We start from the raw sequence: 14650 nt of genomic DNA, 5'->3' as shown, positions 1-14650 counted from the left end.
GTTAATACGTTTGTGTGGATGATCCGAACATATGGCAGCGATCGAAACCACCGCCTTGACGAAACGCTTCGGCGAGGACGTCCTCGCGGTCGATTCGGTCGATCTCTCGGTCGAGGAGGGCGAGATATTCGGCTTCCTCGGACCCAACGGCGCCGGCAAGTCGACGACGATCAACGTCCTGCTCGACTTCGTTCGCCCGACGGAGGGGACGGTGCGCGTGCTCGGCCTCGACGCCCAGGCTGACACCGACGAGATCCGTCGGCGCATCGGCGTCCTTCCGGAGGGCGCAAGCGTCTACGATCGCCTCACGGGTCGCGAACACCTCCGGTGGGTGATCGAGACCAAAGACGCCGACGACGACCCGACGGCCCTGCTCGAACGGGTGGGCCTCGGACACGATGGCGACCGGCCCGCCGGTGGCTACTCGAAGGGGATGACCCAGCGACTCGGCTTCGCGATGGCGTTAGCCGGCGATCCCGACCTCCTGCTTCTGGACGAACCCTCCTCGGGGCTCGACCCCACGGGGATGCAGGAGATGCGCGAGATCATCCGCGCGAAGGCCGACGACGGCACCACCGTCTTCTTCTCGAGTCACGTCCTCGGGGAGGTCGAAGCCGTCTGCGACCGCATCGGGATCATGAACGAGGGCCGCCTCGTCGCGACCGGAACGCCCGACGCCCTCAAAGGTGATCTCGATCTGGGGGCGCCGATCACGCTCGAGGTCGACGCCGTCCCCGCGGATCTCGACCTGGAGGCGATCGCAGGCGTCCGGTCGGTGGCCGTCGACGGGACGACGATCACCGCGACCTGCGTGGACCCCTCGGTCAAAGCCGACGTCGTCTGTACGGTCGCCGACGCGACCGCCGTCACCGACGTCCTCTCCGAGGACGTCTCCCTCGAGGAACTGTTCAACACGTACACGAACGGCGGCCACCCGGATGCCGAGACGCCGTCGGAGGCGTCGGCATGAGCACGCTCGACGTCGCACGGAAGGACTTCCTGGACGTCCGGCGAGCGAAGATCGTCTGGTTCGTCGGCGCGCTGTACGTCGTGTTCATGGCGCTGCTCGTCTACTTCGGCCAGTACGGCGTCTCGGAGCCAAACGTCCGCGACGCGCTGTGGAACCTGACGGCCGTCGGCGCGCTGTTCATCCCGCTGATCGCGCTCGTGACGGCCTACCTCGCGATCGCCGGCGAGCGCGAGTCCGGCGCCATCAAGTACCTGCTGTCGATTCCGAACTCCCGACGCGACGTCGTTCTCGGCAAGTTCCTCACCCGAACGGTCGTCGTCAGCGCGTCGATCGCCGTCGCGTTCCTCGTCGGCGGGGCGCTCGCGCTCGCGCTCTACCCGTCCCCGGCGATGGACGTCATCGCCATCATGGCGGCGCTGACGCTGCTCTACGCGCTGACGTACGTCGCCGTCGCGATCGGTATCTCCGCCGCGACCGACTCCCGGTCCCGGGCAATGGGCGGCTCGATCGCCTTCTTTTTCGTTACGAGCGTGTTGAACGTCCTCGGTCCGCTCCAGCTCGCCATCGACTACCTCGCGAACGACCTGGCGGGGCTCGAAATCTCGTCCGAGCAGATCCTGTTCGTCCAGTCGCTGATCAGTCCGACCACGGCGTACGTCAACTCGACCGGCCTCGCCTTCCCCGACGGGTTCAGGACCATTCCCGAGGAGCTCCCGTGGTTTCTCGCGGGCGAGGTGATGGTCGTCGTCATGCTCGCCTGGCTCGTCGTCCCGCTCGCGCTGGGAACCGTGTGGTTCGGCCGCGCGGACCTCTGAACCGGTCGTCAGATCACGCCCGTTTGGCGCGCGACCTGTCGGGCGGCTTCCTCCTCCATCCCGTCGCCCAGGATGGTGTAGCGGTCCCGGATCGCGTGACAGGTCGAAAGCGCCTCGACGACGGTGTCGGCGTCGATGCCGAGCTCGTCGGCGGTCGTCGGCGCGTCGATGCTCGCCAGCGCGTCCCGAATGTCGGTCCAGATCCCGCGGTCGCCGCCGTGGAGGTAGGCGGTCATGATCGCGCCGACGCCGACCTGGTGGCCGTGGAGCGCGGCGCCGGGGACGAGCCGGTCGAGTTGGTGAGAGAAGAGGTGTTCGGCGCCGCTGGCGGGCCGCGAGGAGCCGGCGATGCTCATCGCCACGCCAGAGGACATCAGCGCCTTGGTGACGATCCAAGCCGACTCCTCGATCCCCGGCCGAATCAGGTCGGCGTTGTCCACGAGGATCTCGGCCGTCATCTCCGCTAAGGCGGCGGCGTACTCCGAGTATTCGACGTTCTTCAGTCGGTTCGCGAGCCGCCAGTCCATTACCGCGGTGTAGTTGCTGATGATGTCCGCACAGCCCGCGGTCGTCAGCTCCCAGGGCGCGTTCGCGAGGATCCCCGTGTCGGCGACGACCGCCAGCGGGGGCTCGGCGGCGACGCTGTGCCGGGTGTCGCCGTCGGGCACCGACCCCCGGTTGGAGACGATCCCGTCGTGGCTCGCCGCCGTCGGCACCGAGAGAAAGCCCATCCCGAGGTGGTCGCTCGCCATCTTCGCGATGTCGATGGGCTTCCCGCCGCCGACCCCGACGAGGTAGGCGGCGTCGCCGGCTTCTGCCTCCGCGATCACCTCCTCGACGGCGTCGAAGCTCGCGGTCTCGACCGTGACGACCAGGGGGTCGATCCCGCGTTCTTCGAACTGTGCGGCGATCGGGTCGGCCGCCAGCTCGCGGGGCGTCGGGCTCGTCACGAGCAGCGGCCGCCCCGAGAGGTGGACGTCGTCTACCACCTCGAGGGTCCGGCCCAACACCTCGTGGCCGACGACGACGTTCCGGGGGAGGCGGATCCACGTCGATTTCTCGAACATGGGGCCCCTTCCCCGCGAGCCCATTTACCTGTGGCGGGCCTCAGACGGGGACGCTGAAATCTCGTTTCTCCGGGATTCCGGCCTTGAGGACCGCGATCCCGTAGCGCTCGGTCGTCACCGAGAGCTCGACCCTGGGGTCGGCCGCGATCGTTCGCCAGGCGCCGTCCATCCCCTCCGAGTAGCCGACGACATCGTCGAAGACGACGACCGCGCCGGATTCGGCGAGCTCGTAGAGCGCCTCGAAGTACTCGAGGGTCGCCTCGCGGTTGTGGTGGCCGTCGAGGAAGGCTATCTCGAAGCGGGGGCTCTCCCCGCCCTCGAGGAGCACGTCCTGAAAGCGATCGTGGCGGACCGTGGTGTGGTCGGAGACCCCCAGTTCCGCGAACGTCTCGCGAGCGATCCCGACCTGGGGCTCGCCGCCCTCGACGGTGAGCAGCCGGTTGTCGTTGCGGAAGCCACCGGCGATGTAGGCCCCCGAGATCCCCAGACAGGTGCCCAGCTCGAGCACCCGATCGGGGTCGAGTTCGCGCGCCAGCGCGTACAGCAGGGGGCCGTACTCCGGCTTCGCCCCCGGGAAGTCGCTCACCCGGACCTCGTGGCGGTAGCCCTCGTAGACCTCCTCCGTGAGTCCCTCGTCGCTGGGCCCGTGGAGGTGGTACTCGACGGGCGTCTCGTCGGCCGCGAGGGCCTGCCGGCGCTTCTCGACGGCCGCCAGCTGCGAGCGTTCGTAGGGAAGAAACCCGTCCTCGTGGACACAGCGAAGCGCTCGCTCGACCGCCCGGACCGACGGATTGCGCGCTCGCGCCAGCTCCGAGAGCCCGCGGCGGATCTGGTACTCGTCGGCGACCGGCCGCGCCAGCCGGCCGGCCGCGCCCTCGAGGAGGCGTCCGTACTCGCCGTCCTCGAGGAGTTCTCGCGCCCTCGTTACGTCCCGCTGGAGATCCGGCAACACGTTCCCCGATCGAGCGCACCCCGTGAAAACGGTTGCGTCCTTCTCCCCACCGGGTCGGGAGCCATCCGATCGTAGCGGTTCCAAACCATGCGAACGTTTATCCCGTTATCAGCCGTTCGTCCACTAAAATAGTCTTATGTTGGCCGATACTACGCTTGAATCCAGTATAGGAGGCGGAGTCGTATGAAAACGAGCGTCGAAGTCGAATACTGGGTGATCGACCCGGACGGCGCGCTCGCTCCGGCGGCGCCCCTCGCCGCGGACCTCCCCTTCGCCGAGGAGGAGTTCGTCGAGCCCCTCTTCGAGCTGAAGACGCCGCCGTGTGCGACGATCAAGGAGCTTCGGGAGACGTTCGCCGATCGGCTCCGGCTCGCTCTCGAGGCCGCCGCGGAACGCGACAGGCTGCTCGTCCCCCTCGGAACTCCGATCGACGCCGGTCCGATCGAGACGCTGCCTTCCGACCGGACCCGGATCCAGGAGGTGGTCGTCGGCGACCCCTTCGCCCACACGAAACACTGTGCGGGGACCCACGTCCACGTCGAGCAGCGAAACGTCGCCGACCAGCTGAACGTCCTGACGGCACTGGACCCGGCGCTCGCGCTGTGTCATTCCTCGCCGTACTGCGGGGGACAGCGGGTCGCCGCCTCCGCACGCGCCCGCTGCTATCGCGGGCGGAGCTACGCCGACCTCCCCGATCACGGCCGGCTATGGCCCTACACCGGAACGGTCGCCGAGTGGAAACGCCGCCTCGAGAAGCGCTACGCGGAGTTCGTCGAGCGGGCGGTCGAACGGGGGATCGACCGCGAGCGCGTCGAGACGGAGTTCTCGCCGTTCGACGCCGTCTGGACTCCCATCAGGCTCCGCCGGGAGATGCCGACCGTCGAGTGGCGCGCGCCCGACGCGACGCTGCCGAGCGAACTGCTCCGGCTAGTCGAGGGGGTCCGAGAGGTGATGGATGACGTCCACACCAGCGTGGTCCGCATCGAGGGCGAAGAGGGGGAACGTACTGAGGACGAAATCGTCCTCCCCCGGTTCGAGGCGCTCTCCGAGTACGTCGAACGCGCCATCCACGATGGTCTGGCGTCGCTGGCCGTCACTGCCTATCTGGAACGGATGGGATTTCGGGTCGGGGAGTACGGCCCGCTGACCCACGAGTTCGAGGCCGACCGGATCGAACGCGAGGACGTTCGAGGGCTCCGGCTCGAGTACGCAGAGCGGCTCCGCGAGGACGTCGCCGGACTGACCGGCTGACTCCGCCGAGCGGGCTCACAGCGTGTCCAGAACCCCGAGCACGCGCTCCTCGGCCGCCCGGTCGGGGGCGTGTTCGCTCCCGTCGCGGTCGCTGTCGACGTGGTCTGCGACGCTTCGGTCGATCGCCTCGGCCACGGGCGTCGAGTCCCAGCCGAGAGCCGCGAGCTTCGCCGTCGATAGCACGTGAGGGTACTCCCGGTAGAGGACGTAGTCCGTGGGGGAGAGCCCGCCCGCCGCGAGTTCGCGGGAGCCGGCGTGGACGACCTCCACTTCCTCGCCCATGGCGTCGGCGATCAGCTCGATCGACTCCGCCAGGGTGACCAGTCGCCGGTCGCCGACGTTGTACGCCTCGCCCGCTTCACCCGCTTCGGCGACGACCCGGAGTGCGCTCGCGACGTCCCCGACGTAAGCGCGGTGCCAGAGGGTGGTGCCGTCGCCGGGGACGATCACGCGGTCGTACTCGCGGACGCGGTCGATCCAGAAGTCGAACCGTTCGGTGTAGTCGTGAGGGCCGTAGACGATACAGGGACGGACGCTCATGGCCCGAACGCCCCGCTCTGCGGCCGCAAAGACCGTCCGGTCGCCCTCTGCCTTCCGGTTGCCGTACGTCTCCCCCGAGTCGTCGGTCGCCTGCTCGTTGGTGCAGGGCTCGAGGGCGGTCTCGCCCTCGCGTTTGGGGATCTCCTCGTCGGCGTAGGCGGCGCCACTGGAGACGTAGACGTACGCCGAGTCGGCGAAGATCCGCGTCGCCGCCCGCACCTCCCGTGGCTCGTAGGCGACCATGTCGAAGACGATGTCGGGGGCCGCTCGTTCGCGGGCGAGTTCGAGCGCCGAGTCGTTCGTCCGGTCGCCCTCGATCCGGTAGACTCGGTCGTCGTCCGCGAACGGGTTCCCGTGATTTCCGCGGTTGAAGACGGTGACGTCGTACTCGTGGTCCAGAAGGTCGTTCACGAGGTGTCGACCGATGAAGCGGGTACCGCCGATCACTAAGGCGCCGGTCATGCGCGAGGGTCGGTCCGCGGGAGTGAAAAACCCTCGAGTGGCGGGCCCGTCCGAGAGGACGGCGGTGAGGCGGGTTCCCCTGGCTTCCGGCTCGAACCGGGCCGCCTCTCTCAGGCGCTGCAGGTCGGCTCTCAGGTTCTGGAAGGGGGCTCCCGCATTGATTGCCCGGGACGTCACAGGTGTCGGCCACCGAATGAGACGCCTTCGATCGGGAGCCGTGGGCCGGAGCGGTGGGGTATCGAGAGACCGGCGGGGAGTCGTGACGGTGCGTCCGGCCGACGACGGCGCGCCCGCGACCGGGGTGGGGAGATGAGCGACCTCCACGGCACGGTCGGCGCCGACGCGCCGGGCGCGTTCGACAACTGGATCGGAGTCGGGGGGACGGTCCACGAGGCCGACGGCCTCTCGATCGCCGCCGGCTCGCGATACCCCCGCGACGGATCTCCCGGGACGGACGAACGAACGTGCTGGGTGCTCGGCGAACTCTACGGCCACGACGCCGGCGCCGCCCACACCGATGGTTCCGGAGGTCCCGACGGTTCCGAGACGGTCGGCCCCTCGAGGGCGTACGAGCCGCGACCTGCCTCCGTCGCCTCCGCGAACTACGCGCTCGCGCTCTACGATCGGTACGGGAGGTCGTTCGTGTGCGGGCTCAACGGGAACTTCCTGCTCGCGATCCACGACCCCGAGCGCGGCCAGTTGCTCCTCTCGACCGACCGGTTCGGGACGGTGCCGCTGTACTGGACCCGCCCCGACGACGGGACGGTCGTCTTCTCGACCAACGTCCAGACCCTGCCCTACCACCCGGCGGTCGACACTGCGTTCCACCCCGGCTACCTCCACGAATACCTCGCGTTCCGCCGGACCTTCGGCGTGAGAACGCCCCTCGAGGGCGTCGAAAAACTGCGCCCGGGAACGGTCACGACGATGGACCTCACCGACGGCACCGTCTCTGCCGACCAGTACTGGCGCCCCCGATACCGCCCCTGTGAGGTGCCGTTCGAGCGGTTCGTCGACGAGTTCGTCGGCCGGTTCCGGGCGGTGCTCGACGAGTGGCTCCGCGAGGATCGGGAGTACGGCGTGCTCCTGTCGGGCGGGAGCGACTCCCGGCTCGCTCTCGCCGGGCTCTGTGACGCCGGCGCCGACGCCACGGCGTTTCACATGAACGACTGGATGAACAGGGAGGCACGGACCGCCGAGCGGGTCGCCATGGAGACCGGGACGCCCTTCGAGTGGCTCCGTCGCGGACCGGGCTACCGGATCGGGGCGACCGAGCGAAACCGGTGGGCGACGACGTTCAACGGCTGGTTCAGCCAGCCGTACACGAGCGGGTTCGAAGCCGAGATAACCGGGCGGGTCGACGGACTGCTCTCTGGGCTCTACGGCGACTCGCTGTTCCGTGGCTACGGCGTACCGTCGCCGACGGTCCCGCTCGGCGGGCTGGGATCGGTGACGCTCCCGGTCGAACGGCCCGTCGACTCGATCGACGGCTACGTCGACCTCCTCGTCGAGCGGGCCCACGACGGCTACGACCTGCCGACGGAACTCCGGAGCGTGCTCGACGAGGAGATCCACCGCGACGGCGGGAAGATTCGCCACCACGGCGTCGTCTACGACTCGCTCGACGACCTCGTCTACTACGGCGGCTGTTACCCGCTCTCGAACGACGACGACGTGCGCTTTCAGACCGGGCTCCGCAAACTGCGTCCCTACCGAACCCCCTACCTTGACAACCGCCTCCTCGAGCTCTCCCTGTCGATGCCGGTCGGCTACCGGCTCCGGCGGAACGTGATCGACCGGGCGGTCGCCCGGCTCGCCCCCGACCTCGCGGAAATCGCCCACGCGAGCACCGGCGTCGCGCTCTCGCGGCCGTTCGCGGTGAAGTACGCCGGCGAGCACCTGACGGAACTGCGCCGGAAATGTGACTCGACCCGGGCTCCGCCGGAGCCGTATCTGACCCAGGGTCCGTGGCTCGACGACGCAGAACTGCTCCGCTCGAGCCGGTTCGTAACCGAGGTTCTGACGGAGAACCGCGCGCTCGCCGACGCGGTACCCGGCATGAGCGCCGGGGAAGTACGGCGGCTGTACGACGAGCACTGCAACGGGGAAAACCACGTCGGCGAGCTCTACACCCTCGTGACCCTCCTGACGATGCCGGCCACGGCACGGGTCCTCGCGGGCGACCCCGGCACACCGGACCGAACTTCGTCGGCGGAGCCACCGGTGCGTCCCCCGCGTCGGGTGATCGCCGATGACTGACCGGAAGGGTGGCGCCGTGGTCACGGCGTCGCGCTATCCACACGGCTACGCCTCCGTCCGGTCGCTCGGCAAGCAGGGGGTGAGAACGATCGCCGCGGTCGACGACCCCGACCTCGGGACCTCCGCCTCGCGGTACTGCGACGACTCCGTACTGATCCCGCCGCCGAGCGATCTCCCCGCCTACAGGGACGCGCTGTTGGCCCTCGCCGCGCGCCCGGACGTCCGGACGATCGTTCCCCACCGCCCGCAGGACCCCTACCTGCTCTCGCGGTACCGCGAGGAGTTCGAGCGGTATATCGACGTCACCGTCCCGCCGTTCGAGACCCTGCGGGCCGTCCACGACCGCAAACGGCTCGCAGACGTCGCCGAGTCGGCCGGCGTCGCGGTTCCGGAGACCCGACTCCTGACCGCGGTCGACGACTGGCGTGGCGACCGGATCGTCAAATCGCGGTACAACCTCCTCACGGAGGCGTATCTCGACGATCTCGAGCCCGGAGAGTCGAGGATCGCCAAATCGATCGAACACGTGCCCGCCGGCGAGCGGCCGGACGTCGACGGGCTCCTCTCGACGATGGGCCACGAGCCGATCGTCCAGGAGTACGTGTCCGGAACGGAGTACCTGTTCGGCGCGCTGTACGACGAGGGCCGTCCCCTGGGAACGTTCCAGCACCGCCAGATCCGGGGCGACTCCTACACCGGCAGCGGCGGCGTCTTCCGGGAGTCCGTCGACATCCCGGAGCTCGAGGCCGCCGGGCGGGCGATCCTCGACGAACTCGACTGGCACGGCCTCGCCTGCATCGAGTACGTCAGAGACGAGACCGGCGAGTTCTCGCTGGTCGAGATCAACCCTCGCATGTGGCAGTCGCTGGCGTGTGCGACCCGGGCCGGTTCGGAGTTCCCCTGGTGGTACTGGCTGTCGGTCACCGGACGCACGGACGGGATCGACGCCGGCTACGAGCCCGGCGTCGGCAGCCACTACCTCTACGGCGAGGTCGAACACCTCGTGAGCGTCCGCCGGAAGGAGTCGGCGCTCGTCGAGCGCCCGTCGCTGCTCGCCCGGGCGGCGGAGATCGGTCGCTCCTGTTGTGAGGTTCCGGCGTTCGACATGCTCCACCCCGACGACCCGCGGCCGGTCGCCCGCCAGGCACGGACCGAACTCGAGCGAGCGATCCGGCGACGTGGCGGCTGACGTCCCGTTCGGTGTCGCCGGGCCCCGTGCTACGACCCGGTCCGGGGGGAGTCAGTCGAGGGGTCCGCCGGGAGGTCGACGGAGAGATCGACCCGGGTCCCGTCCCGCTCGTAGGCCTCGATCTCGCCTTCGGCCCAGCGTCGGGCCTCCGGGTCGGTAGTCTCCAGTAACGCCCGCGGCTCGCCCGCCTCGTCGACGCCGATCTGGACGATATCGTCGAGGAGTCCGACGAAGTACGGGATCGAGCCGTCGTACCGGGAGAGCCGATACCGGCCGGTCGTCGCAAGCTCGGCCGTCATGTCGGCATAGGCCGGATCAGTCCGGAACGTCCGGGCGACGTCGGGGCTGACGATCAACTCGGCACGCCCGCCGGCCACGACCCCCTCGTACACCGCCTCGTAGGCGTGTAACCCGGTCAGGGGGAGCACACACCGGACGTCGTCGGCCGCCTCCAGGGCCGCGACGTGTCGGTTGACCATGGCCCAGGGGTCGCCGGGTTCGGGCACCCACAGCTCCGCTCCCGAGAGATGTTCGAGGCCGAGATCGAACTCGCCTTCCGGAATCCACTCGAGGAACGGCTCGAGTTCGATCCGGCGCTCGACGGTCTCCACCAGCGCCTCGAGCCCGCTCGCGACGGTCTCGCCAAGCGGCGTGACCCCGTGGTCGCCCTCGCGGTACTCGACGACGCCGATGGACTCGAGTTCCCGGACCGCCCGGTCGACCGTCGATCGGGAACAGTCGACGTCCCCGACCAGCGCCCGCTTGTCCTTCGGTTCCTCGCGCAGGCTGTCGACGACCTCCCATCGCTGGAGAACGACGGACAGGATCTCGGTGTCCATGCGATCACCCACCGGGAGTACGGTGGACCGTACGAACAGTTAGCAGTTCGGGAAAATACTCCCCGAAAGACGGTTGAACTATTCGGACGGCAGCGTGGATCGTTCGGTACGTTTTTGTACGGGAACGCAGGTCGCGAGAGGGTGCACGGACCGTGAGCTAAAGCGGCTGGGTGTCGGGAAAGGGCGTATGAACGGTCTCGAGGCGAGCACGCAGTCGGGGCGGTGGGACTGATGGGGGAGTGTCCACACTGCGGGGAGGAGATCACGCCGGTCAGAGACGAGTCCGCGACGCCGGAGGGAGGCGGCGAGGGGGTCTCGGGCGGGACGTGGATCTGCCCGGCCTGTGAAACCATCCTGTCGGTCAGCGAGGTCGACGTCCTCTGATCGGAGGGCGCGACGGTCGACCGACCTCCCGCGGATCGGCCAAACGAGTTTTATAGGGGTTTCCAGCCCCCGCTCGCTCGATCAGGAGGTGACGCAAAGTAGGAGGCCCACGGAGGAGCGATCCGGGGGAAGGAGGCGAGAACGGTGGTGGGGGACCCCCGAGCCGACCATTATTCGGATTCCCGTATCGGGCCCGCTGACTCCGAGGGCCACGACACCGGATCGAACCCTGCAGCGGCGGGAACCGATCGGGCCGGGAACCGACGACGCTCGAGGGACGACTCCCGGTCGAACGCTACACGAGTTCGTCGTAGATCCCGGCGAGCTGTCCGACGGAGTGTTCGACCGAGAGCATCGACCGGCGGCGCACGCAGAGATCGGAGAGACGGTCGCGTTCGGCGAGGGCGCGCCGGATTGCGTACCGGAAGTCCTCGACGTCGCCCCGGCGGTAGCGGTAGCCGGTCTCGCCGCCGATGACGAACTCGGTGAGCGCGCCGGCGTCGACGGCGACGACGGGCGTCCCACAGGCCGTCGCCTCGAGGGCGACCAGGCCCTGGGTCTCGACGGGGCTCGGGAAGACGAAGGCGTCGAGCGCGGAGTAGAACGCGGGGAGCTCCGCCCGGTCGAGAAAGCCAAGGAAGCGAACGTCGGCGTCGGCCTCGCGGGCCCGGGCCTCCCACTCCCCGCGAGCGGGGCCGTCGCCGGCGATTGCGAGGGAGACGCCGGTGCCGGAGACGGCGTCGATCGCCTCCCCGAGGTTCTTCTCGGGGCCGTGGCGACCGGTGTAGCCGACCAGGGGGGAGTCGGGGAGGTCGTACCGGCTCCGGAGCCTCGAGGGATCGACGGGGCGAAAGAGGTCGGTGTCGATCCCGTTCGAGACCACGCGGGCGTCGACGTCGGCGCCCACCGTCTCCAGGAGGTGCCGGCGTGCGAAGGCAGTCGGGACGATGACGCGGTCGGCCCGCTCGAAGAACGCACGCTCGTAGCCCCGACAGACCGAGCGGAGCCCGTCCGAGAACGGCCGCGGCGCGATCCGGTCGGCGCGCTCGCCCAGCAGCGTGTGGTAGGAGGCGACGACCGGCAGCCCCCGCTCGCGGGCAAAGCGGAGGCCCGCGTAGCCGACGGTAAACGGCGTGTGGACGTGGACCAGGTCGGGCGCTGCGAGCCCGTCGGGGACCAGCGGGAGGCCGAGTCGGTATCGCGGGAAGAAGGGTGCGCGGACGCTCCGCACGGGGTGTTCGTCCTCCGCGGGCTCGTAGCCCTCGACCCGCGGGTAGACGACCGACATCGGTCCCCTGCGGGCGGACCAGTGTTCGCGCCAGAGCCCGACGGTGGAGGTGACGCCGTTGACCGTCGGCAGGTAGAGATCGGTGAAGGCACCGACGGTCTCCGTGTGGGACATGGGCACCCTTCGTCGGGTCGGGCCGTAATACGTGGGGTCAGATCGGCCCGCGACGAGGACCCTGGGCGAGGACGACCGTCCCGCCGCCGACGACGAGCGGGAGCCAGTAGGTCCCGCCCCGGTAGAGCAGGGTCGCCGCGGCCGCCGTCGGCGCCGGCACCCCCGCGGCGGCGACCAGCAGGACGATGAGGACCGACTCGACGCCGCCGATCCCGCCGGGAACCGGGAGGACGTTCGAAACCGCGGCGATGGGGACGGCAAAGAGGGCGACCGCCGGCGACGTCGCGTGGCCGACCGCGTACAGCGCGAACCACAGCGCTGCCGACAGCGAGAGCCAGCCGAGCGCCGAGTAGCCGAGCCCGAGCGCCAGGCTCGAGCGGTCGTCGGCGACGGACTCGACCTCCCGGACGAAGGTTCGGATCCGGGCCTCGAGGGGCGCCGGCCGGACCGGGCGCACGCCCGGGACGACCCCACTCATCCGCGTCGAGAGCCCGCCGATGGTCGTCGCGAGGGCGACGGCGGCCCGGTCGCGCCGGCGCCAGCCCGCGACGACGACCGCGATCAGGGCGAGCAGGGCCGAAAAGACCGCGGCCAGGGCGAGTTCGGTCCGCCCGCCGACGACGGCCGTCGTCGTCACGTAGAGGAGTCCGACCCCCGCCAGGGGCACCATCGGCGCGTAGTTCAGGAGATCGGTGCTCGTGACCGCGGCGAACCCGGTCTCGTAGCCCGTCCCCGTCCGCCGCGAGAACAGGAACGCCGCGAACGGCTCCCCCCCGAGGTACGTCGAGGGCGCGACGCTGTTGGCGAAGACGAGGTTGCCGAACAGCAGTCCGGCCTCGACGGGACCGTGGGCGACCCCGAGGACCGAGAGGACGATCGAGAGCGTGTACGACCAGGCCACGGCCCAGAGGGCGACCGCACAGCAAAGCGCCGCGAGGCCGAGCCGGTCGGCGCCCACGAGGACCGAGACCGTCGGCTCGAGCCCGACGACCGCGAGGACGACCGAGAGAAGGGCGACGGCGGCGACGAAGCCGCCGACGACCGTCGCCAGTCCGAGGTCGGGGGATGTCACGGCGGCCGATACGACGGTGGGTCGGAAAGTCCTGCGGGTCGACGGCTCACTCGATCGAGAACGCGACGCCGTTGTCGGCGAGCAGCGACCGCATCCGGGAGACGCCGCCAGCGGTGTCCCACCCCTCCGAGACGTAGTGTTTGTAGGGGTGTGTCAGCCAGGAGTACTCGCGGTGGGCGAAGACCTCAACGGTATCGTGCTGGCCCACGAAGAGCGTGACGTGGAGTTGCCAGTCGGCACCGATGGAGGCCCTGTGGACCCAACTGCCGGCCGACCGGCGGCCGTCGGGGTGGGTCTTGAGCGAGGCGATCGGTTCGGGTGTGAACTCCATCGCCCGGAGATCGGCACGGAAGGAGGCGAGATCCCGCCGAACGGTCCCGACGTACTCGGAGGGGTGGGTGATACACTGAGCGAACCCGCCGAGCGGTTCCTTGATCCGGTGGACGGTCGGGAGCACGCGCCGACGGAAGCGGGTCATCCAGGAGAGAGCGGGGTTCGGATCGGCGTTCGTCGACACGGGTTGAGATAGCGATTCGGAGGTCAAATGCGTTGTGGACCCGGCCGCGAGTCCGAACGGGCCCGGCCGTCCCCGGGAGACATATACCCTCCATCCCTTACCCGAAGCAGTGACTCAGTCCACGACCGAGATCCACACGGCACCGCGGACCGACGTGATCCGGGACCAGGGAGGGTTCCGGACGGCCTTCGACTTCCCCGGACGGAACCTGCCCGGCCACGACGACCACGGCTACGGCCCGCTCGCGACCGTCGTCGAGTCCGTCCTCGATCCCGGGACGCTGATCGGGATGCACCCCCACCGAAACGAGGAGATAATCTCCTGGGTTCCCGCGGGCGTCATGCGCCACGACGACCGCGAGGGAAACCGGCTCGTCACCGACCCAGAGAGCCTGCTCGTGATGAACGCCGGCAGCGGCTTTTGGCACGAAGAGCGGACCACCGACGACGATCCGCCACTGCGGATGCTCCAGATCTTCGTCCGGCCCCGGGAACTCGATCTCGAGCCGGGAATCCAACACGGTCCGGTTCCCGACCCCACGAGCGGCGAGTGGCGCCACCTCTTCGGCCCCGAGGGCTCCGGCGCGCCGTTTTCGGTCCGCAACGACGTCGATCTCTACGACGTCCGGCTCGAAAGGGGTCGCGAGACGGAGCTACCGGCGATGGCGGGCAGGGACGCCTACGTCTACGTCTTCGAGGGCGAGATCGGGGTCGGCGACGCCCGACTGGGCCAGGGCGAGAGCGCCCTGCTCGTCGGCGGGGGATCGGAGCCGATCCGGGCGACCGAGGAGTCGGTCGTCGTCGCCTTCCTGATCGATCCCGACGCGCCGGTCACGCGCCAGGGGACCATCGGTCGGTAGCCCGTCGTAGGTAGCTCGAGGACAGCCGACCGAAAAATCGCCTGGGAATTTCACCGTCGTCTCCACCGCTGT

Annotated in this window: 14 protein-coding genes; 7 read left to right on the top strand and 7 right to left on the bottom strand. The window is 69.5% G+C overall.

From position 1 onward, the window contains the following. The first annotated feature begins 31 nt into the window (after window positions 1–31). Window positions 32–970 (top strand): ABC transporter ATP-binding protein, encoded by a 939-nt coding sequence (locus LCF40_RS02755; protein WP_224827255.1) that lies wholly within the window; start codon window positions 32–34, stop codon window positions 968–970. Next, entirely contained in the window at window positions 967–1785 is an 819-nt protein-coding gene (locus LCF40_RS02750; protein ID WP_114575811.1) for an ABC transporter permease subunit, read from the top strand. Before LCF40_RS02755 ends, LCF40_RS02750 begins: the two co-directional genes overlap by 4 nt. An 8-nt stretch (window positions 1786–1793) precedes the next feature. Here the strand turns inward: LCF40_RS02750 and LCF40_RS02745 are convergent, their stop codons facing one another. Further along, the gene (locus LCF40_RS02745; RefSeq protein ID WP_224827254.1) at window positions 1794–2852 is read right to left on the bottom strand and encodes an NAD(P)-dependent glycerol-1-phosphate dehydrogenase; all 1059 of its coding nucleotides are present in this window, start codon (window positions 2850–2852) and stop codon (window positions 1794–1796) included. A gap of 40 nt (window positions 2853–2892) precedes the next feature. Continuing rightward, complete coding sequence (locus LCF40_RS02740; protein ID WP_224827253.1) at window positions 2893–3804, bottom strand: O-methyltransferase; 912 nt, start codon at window positions 3802–3804, stop codon at window positions 2893–2895. 183 nt (window positions 3805–3987) lie between these two features. Here LCF40_RS02740 and LCF40_RS02735 point away from each other — a divergent pair, with 183 nt between their 5' ends. After that, window positions 3988–5055 carry a glutamate-cysteine ligase family protein gene (locus LCF40_RS02735; protein ID WP_224827252.1) on the top strand — a complete coding sequence of 356 codons (1068 nt, stop codon included), beginning with the start codon at window positions 3988–3990 and terminating at the stop codon, window positions 5053–5055. 15 nt (window positions 5056–5070) lie between these two features. Here LCF40_RS02735 and LCF40_RS02730 read toward each other — a convergent pair whose 3' ends face one another. Then, window positions 5071–6057: an NAD-dependent epimerase/dehydratase family protein gene (locus LCF40_RS02730; RefSeq protein ID WP_224827573.1), complete on the bottom strand. Its 987-nt coding sequence runs from the start codon at window positions 6055–6057 to the stop codon at window positions 5071–5073. Between the two features lie 309 nt (window positions 6058–6366). Between LCF40_RS02730 and LCF40_RS02725 the strand changes: the two genes are divergently transcribed. Then, window positions 6367–8316, top strand: a complete 1950-nt coding sequence (locus LCF40_RS02725) for an asparagine synthase-related protein (protein WP_224827251.1) — start codon at window positions 6367–6369, stop codon at window positions 8314–8316. After that, window positions 8309–9505, top strand: a complete 1197-nt coding sequence (locus LCF40_RS02720) for a carboxylate--amine ligase (protein WP_224827250.1) — start codon at window positions 8309–8311, stop codon at window positions 9503–9505. Before LCF40_RS02725 ends, LCF40_RS02720 begins: the two co-directional genes overlap by 8 nt. A 29-nt stretch (window positions 9506–9534) precedes the next feature. Here the strand turns inward: LCF40_RS02720 and LCF40_RS02715 are convergent, their stop codons facing one another. Continuing rightward, a complete protein-coding gene (locus LCF40_RS02715; protein ID WP_224827249.1) occupies window positions 9535–10344 on the bottom strand; it encodes a helix-turn-helix transcriptional regulator in 810 nt (269 codons plus the stop codon). Window positions 10345–10575: 231 nt separating this feature from the next. Between LCF40_RS02715 and LCF40_RS02710 the strand changes: the two genes are divergently transcribed. Beyond that, window positions 10576–10728 (top strand): hypothetical protein, encoded by a 153-nt coding sequence (locus tag LCF40_RS02710; protein WP_157972304.1) that lies wholly within the window; start codon window positions 10576–10578, stop codon window positions 10726–10728. Window positions 10729–11023: 295 nt separating this feature from the next. Here the strand turns inward: LCF40_RS02710 and LCF40_RS02705 are convergent, their stop codons facing one another. From LCF40_RS02705 to LCF40_RS02695, 3 genes are read right to left on the bottom strand one after another with little or no spacing between them, the layout of a single operon-like run. Beyond that, entirely contained in the window at window positions 11024–12130 is a 1107-nt protein-coding gene (locus LCF40_RS02705) for a glycosyltransferase (protein WP_224827248.1), read from the bottom strand. 37 nt (window positions 12131–12167) lie between these two features. Next, entirely contained in the window at window positions 12168–13202 is a 1035-nt protein-coding gene (locus tag LCF40_RS02700) for a lysylphosphatidylglycerol synthase transmembrane domain-containing protein (RefSeq protein WP_224827247.1), read from the bottom strand. Between the two features lie 46 nt (window positions 13203–13248). After that, on the bottom strand, window positions 13249–13680 hold the full coding sequence (locus LCF40_RS02695) for a hypothetical protein (protein WP_224827572.1): 432 nt from the start codon (window positions 13678–13680) through the stop codon (window positions 13249–13251). Window positions 13681–13828: 148 nt separating this feature from the next. On the opposite strand from LCF40_RS02695, the gene LCF40_RS02690 reads away from it, so the two are divergent. Next, window positions 13829–14578, top strand: a complete 750-nt coding sequence (locus tag LCF40_RS02690) for a pirin family protein (RefSeq protein ID WP_224827246.1) — start codon at window positions 13829–13831, stop codon at window positions 14576–14578. Window positions 14579–14650: the final 72 nt, after the last annotated feature.

Source organism: Saliphagus infecundisoli (assembly GCF_020177375.1).
Lineage (GTDB): Archaea > Halobacteriota > Halobacteria > Halobacteriales > Natrialbaceae > Saliphagus > Saliphagus infecundisoli.
The sequence above is the reverse complement of the archived record's forward strand: the minus strand, read 5'-3'. Positions and strand labels throughout refer to the sequence as shown.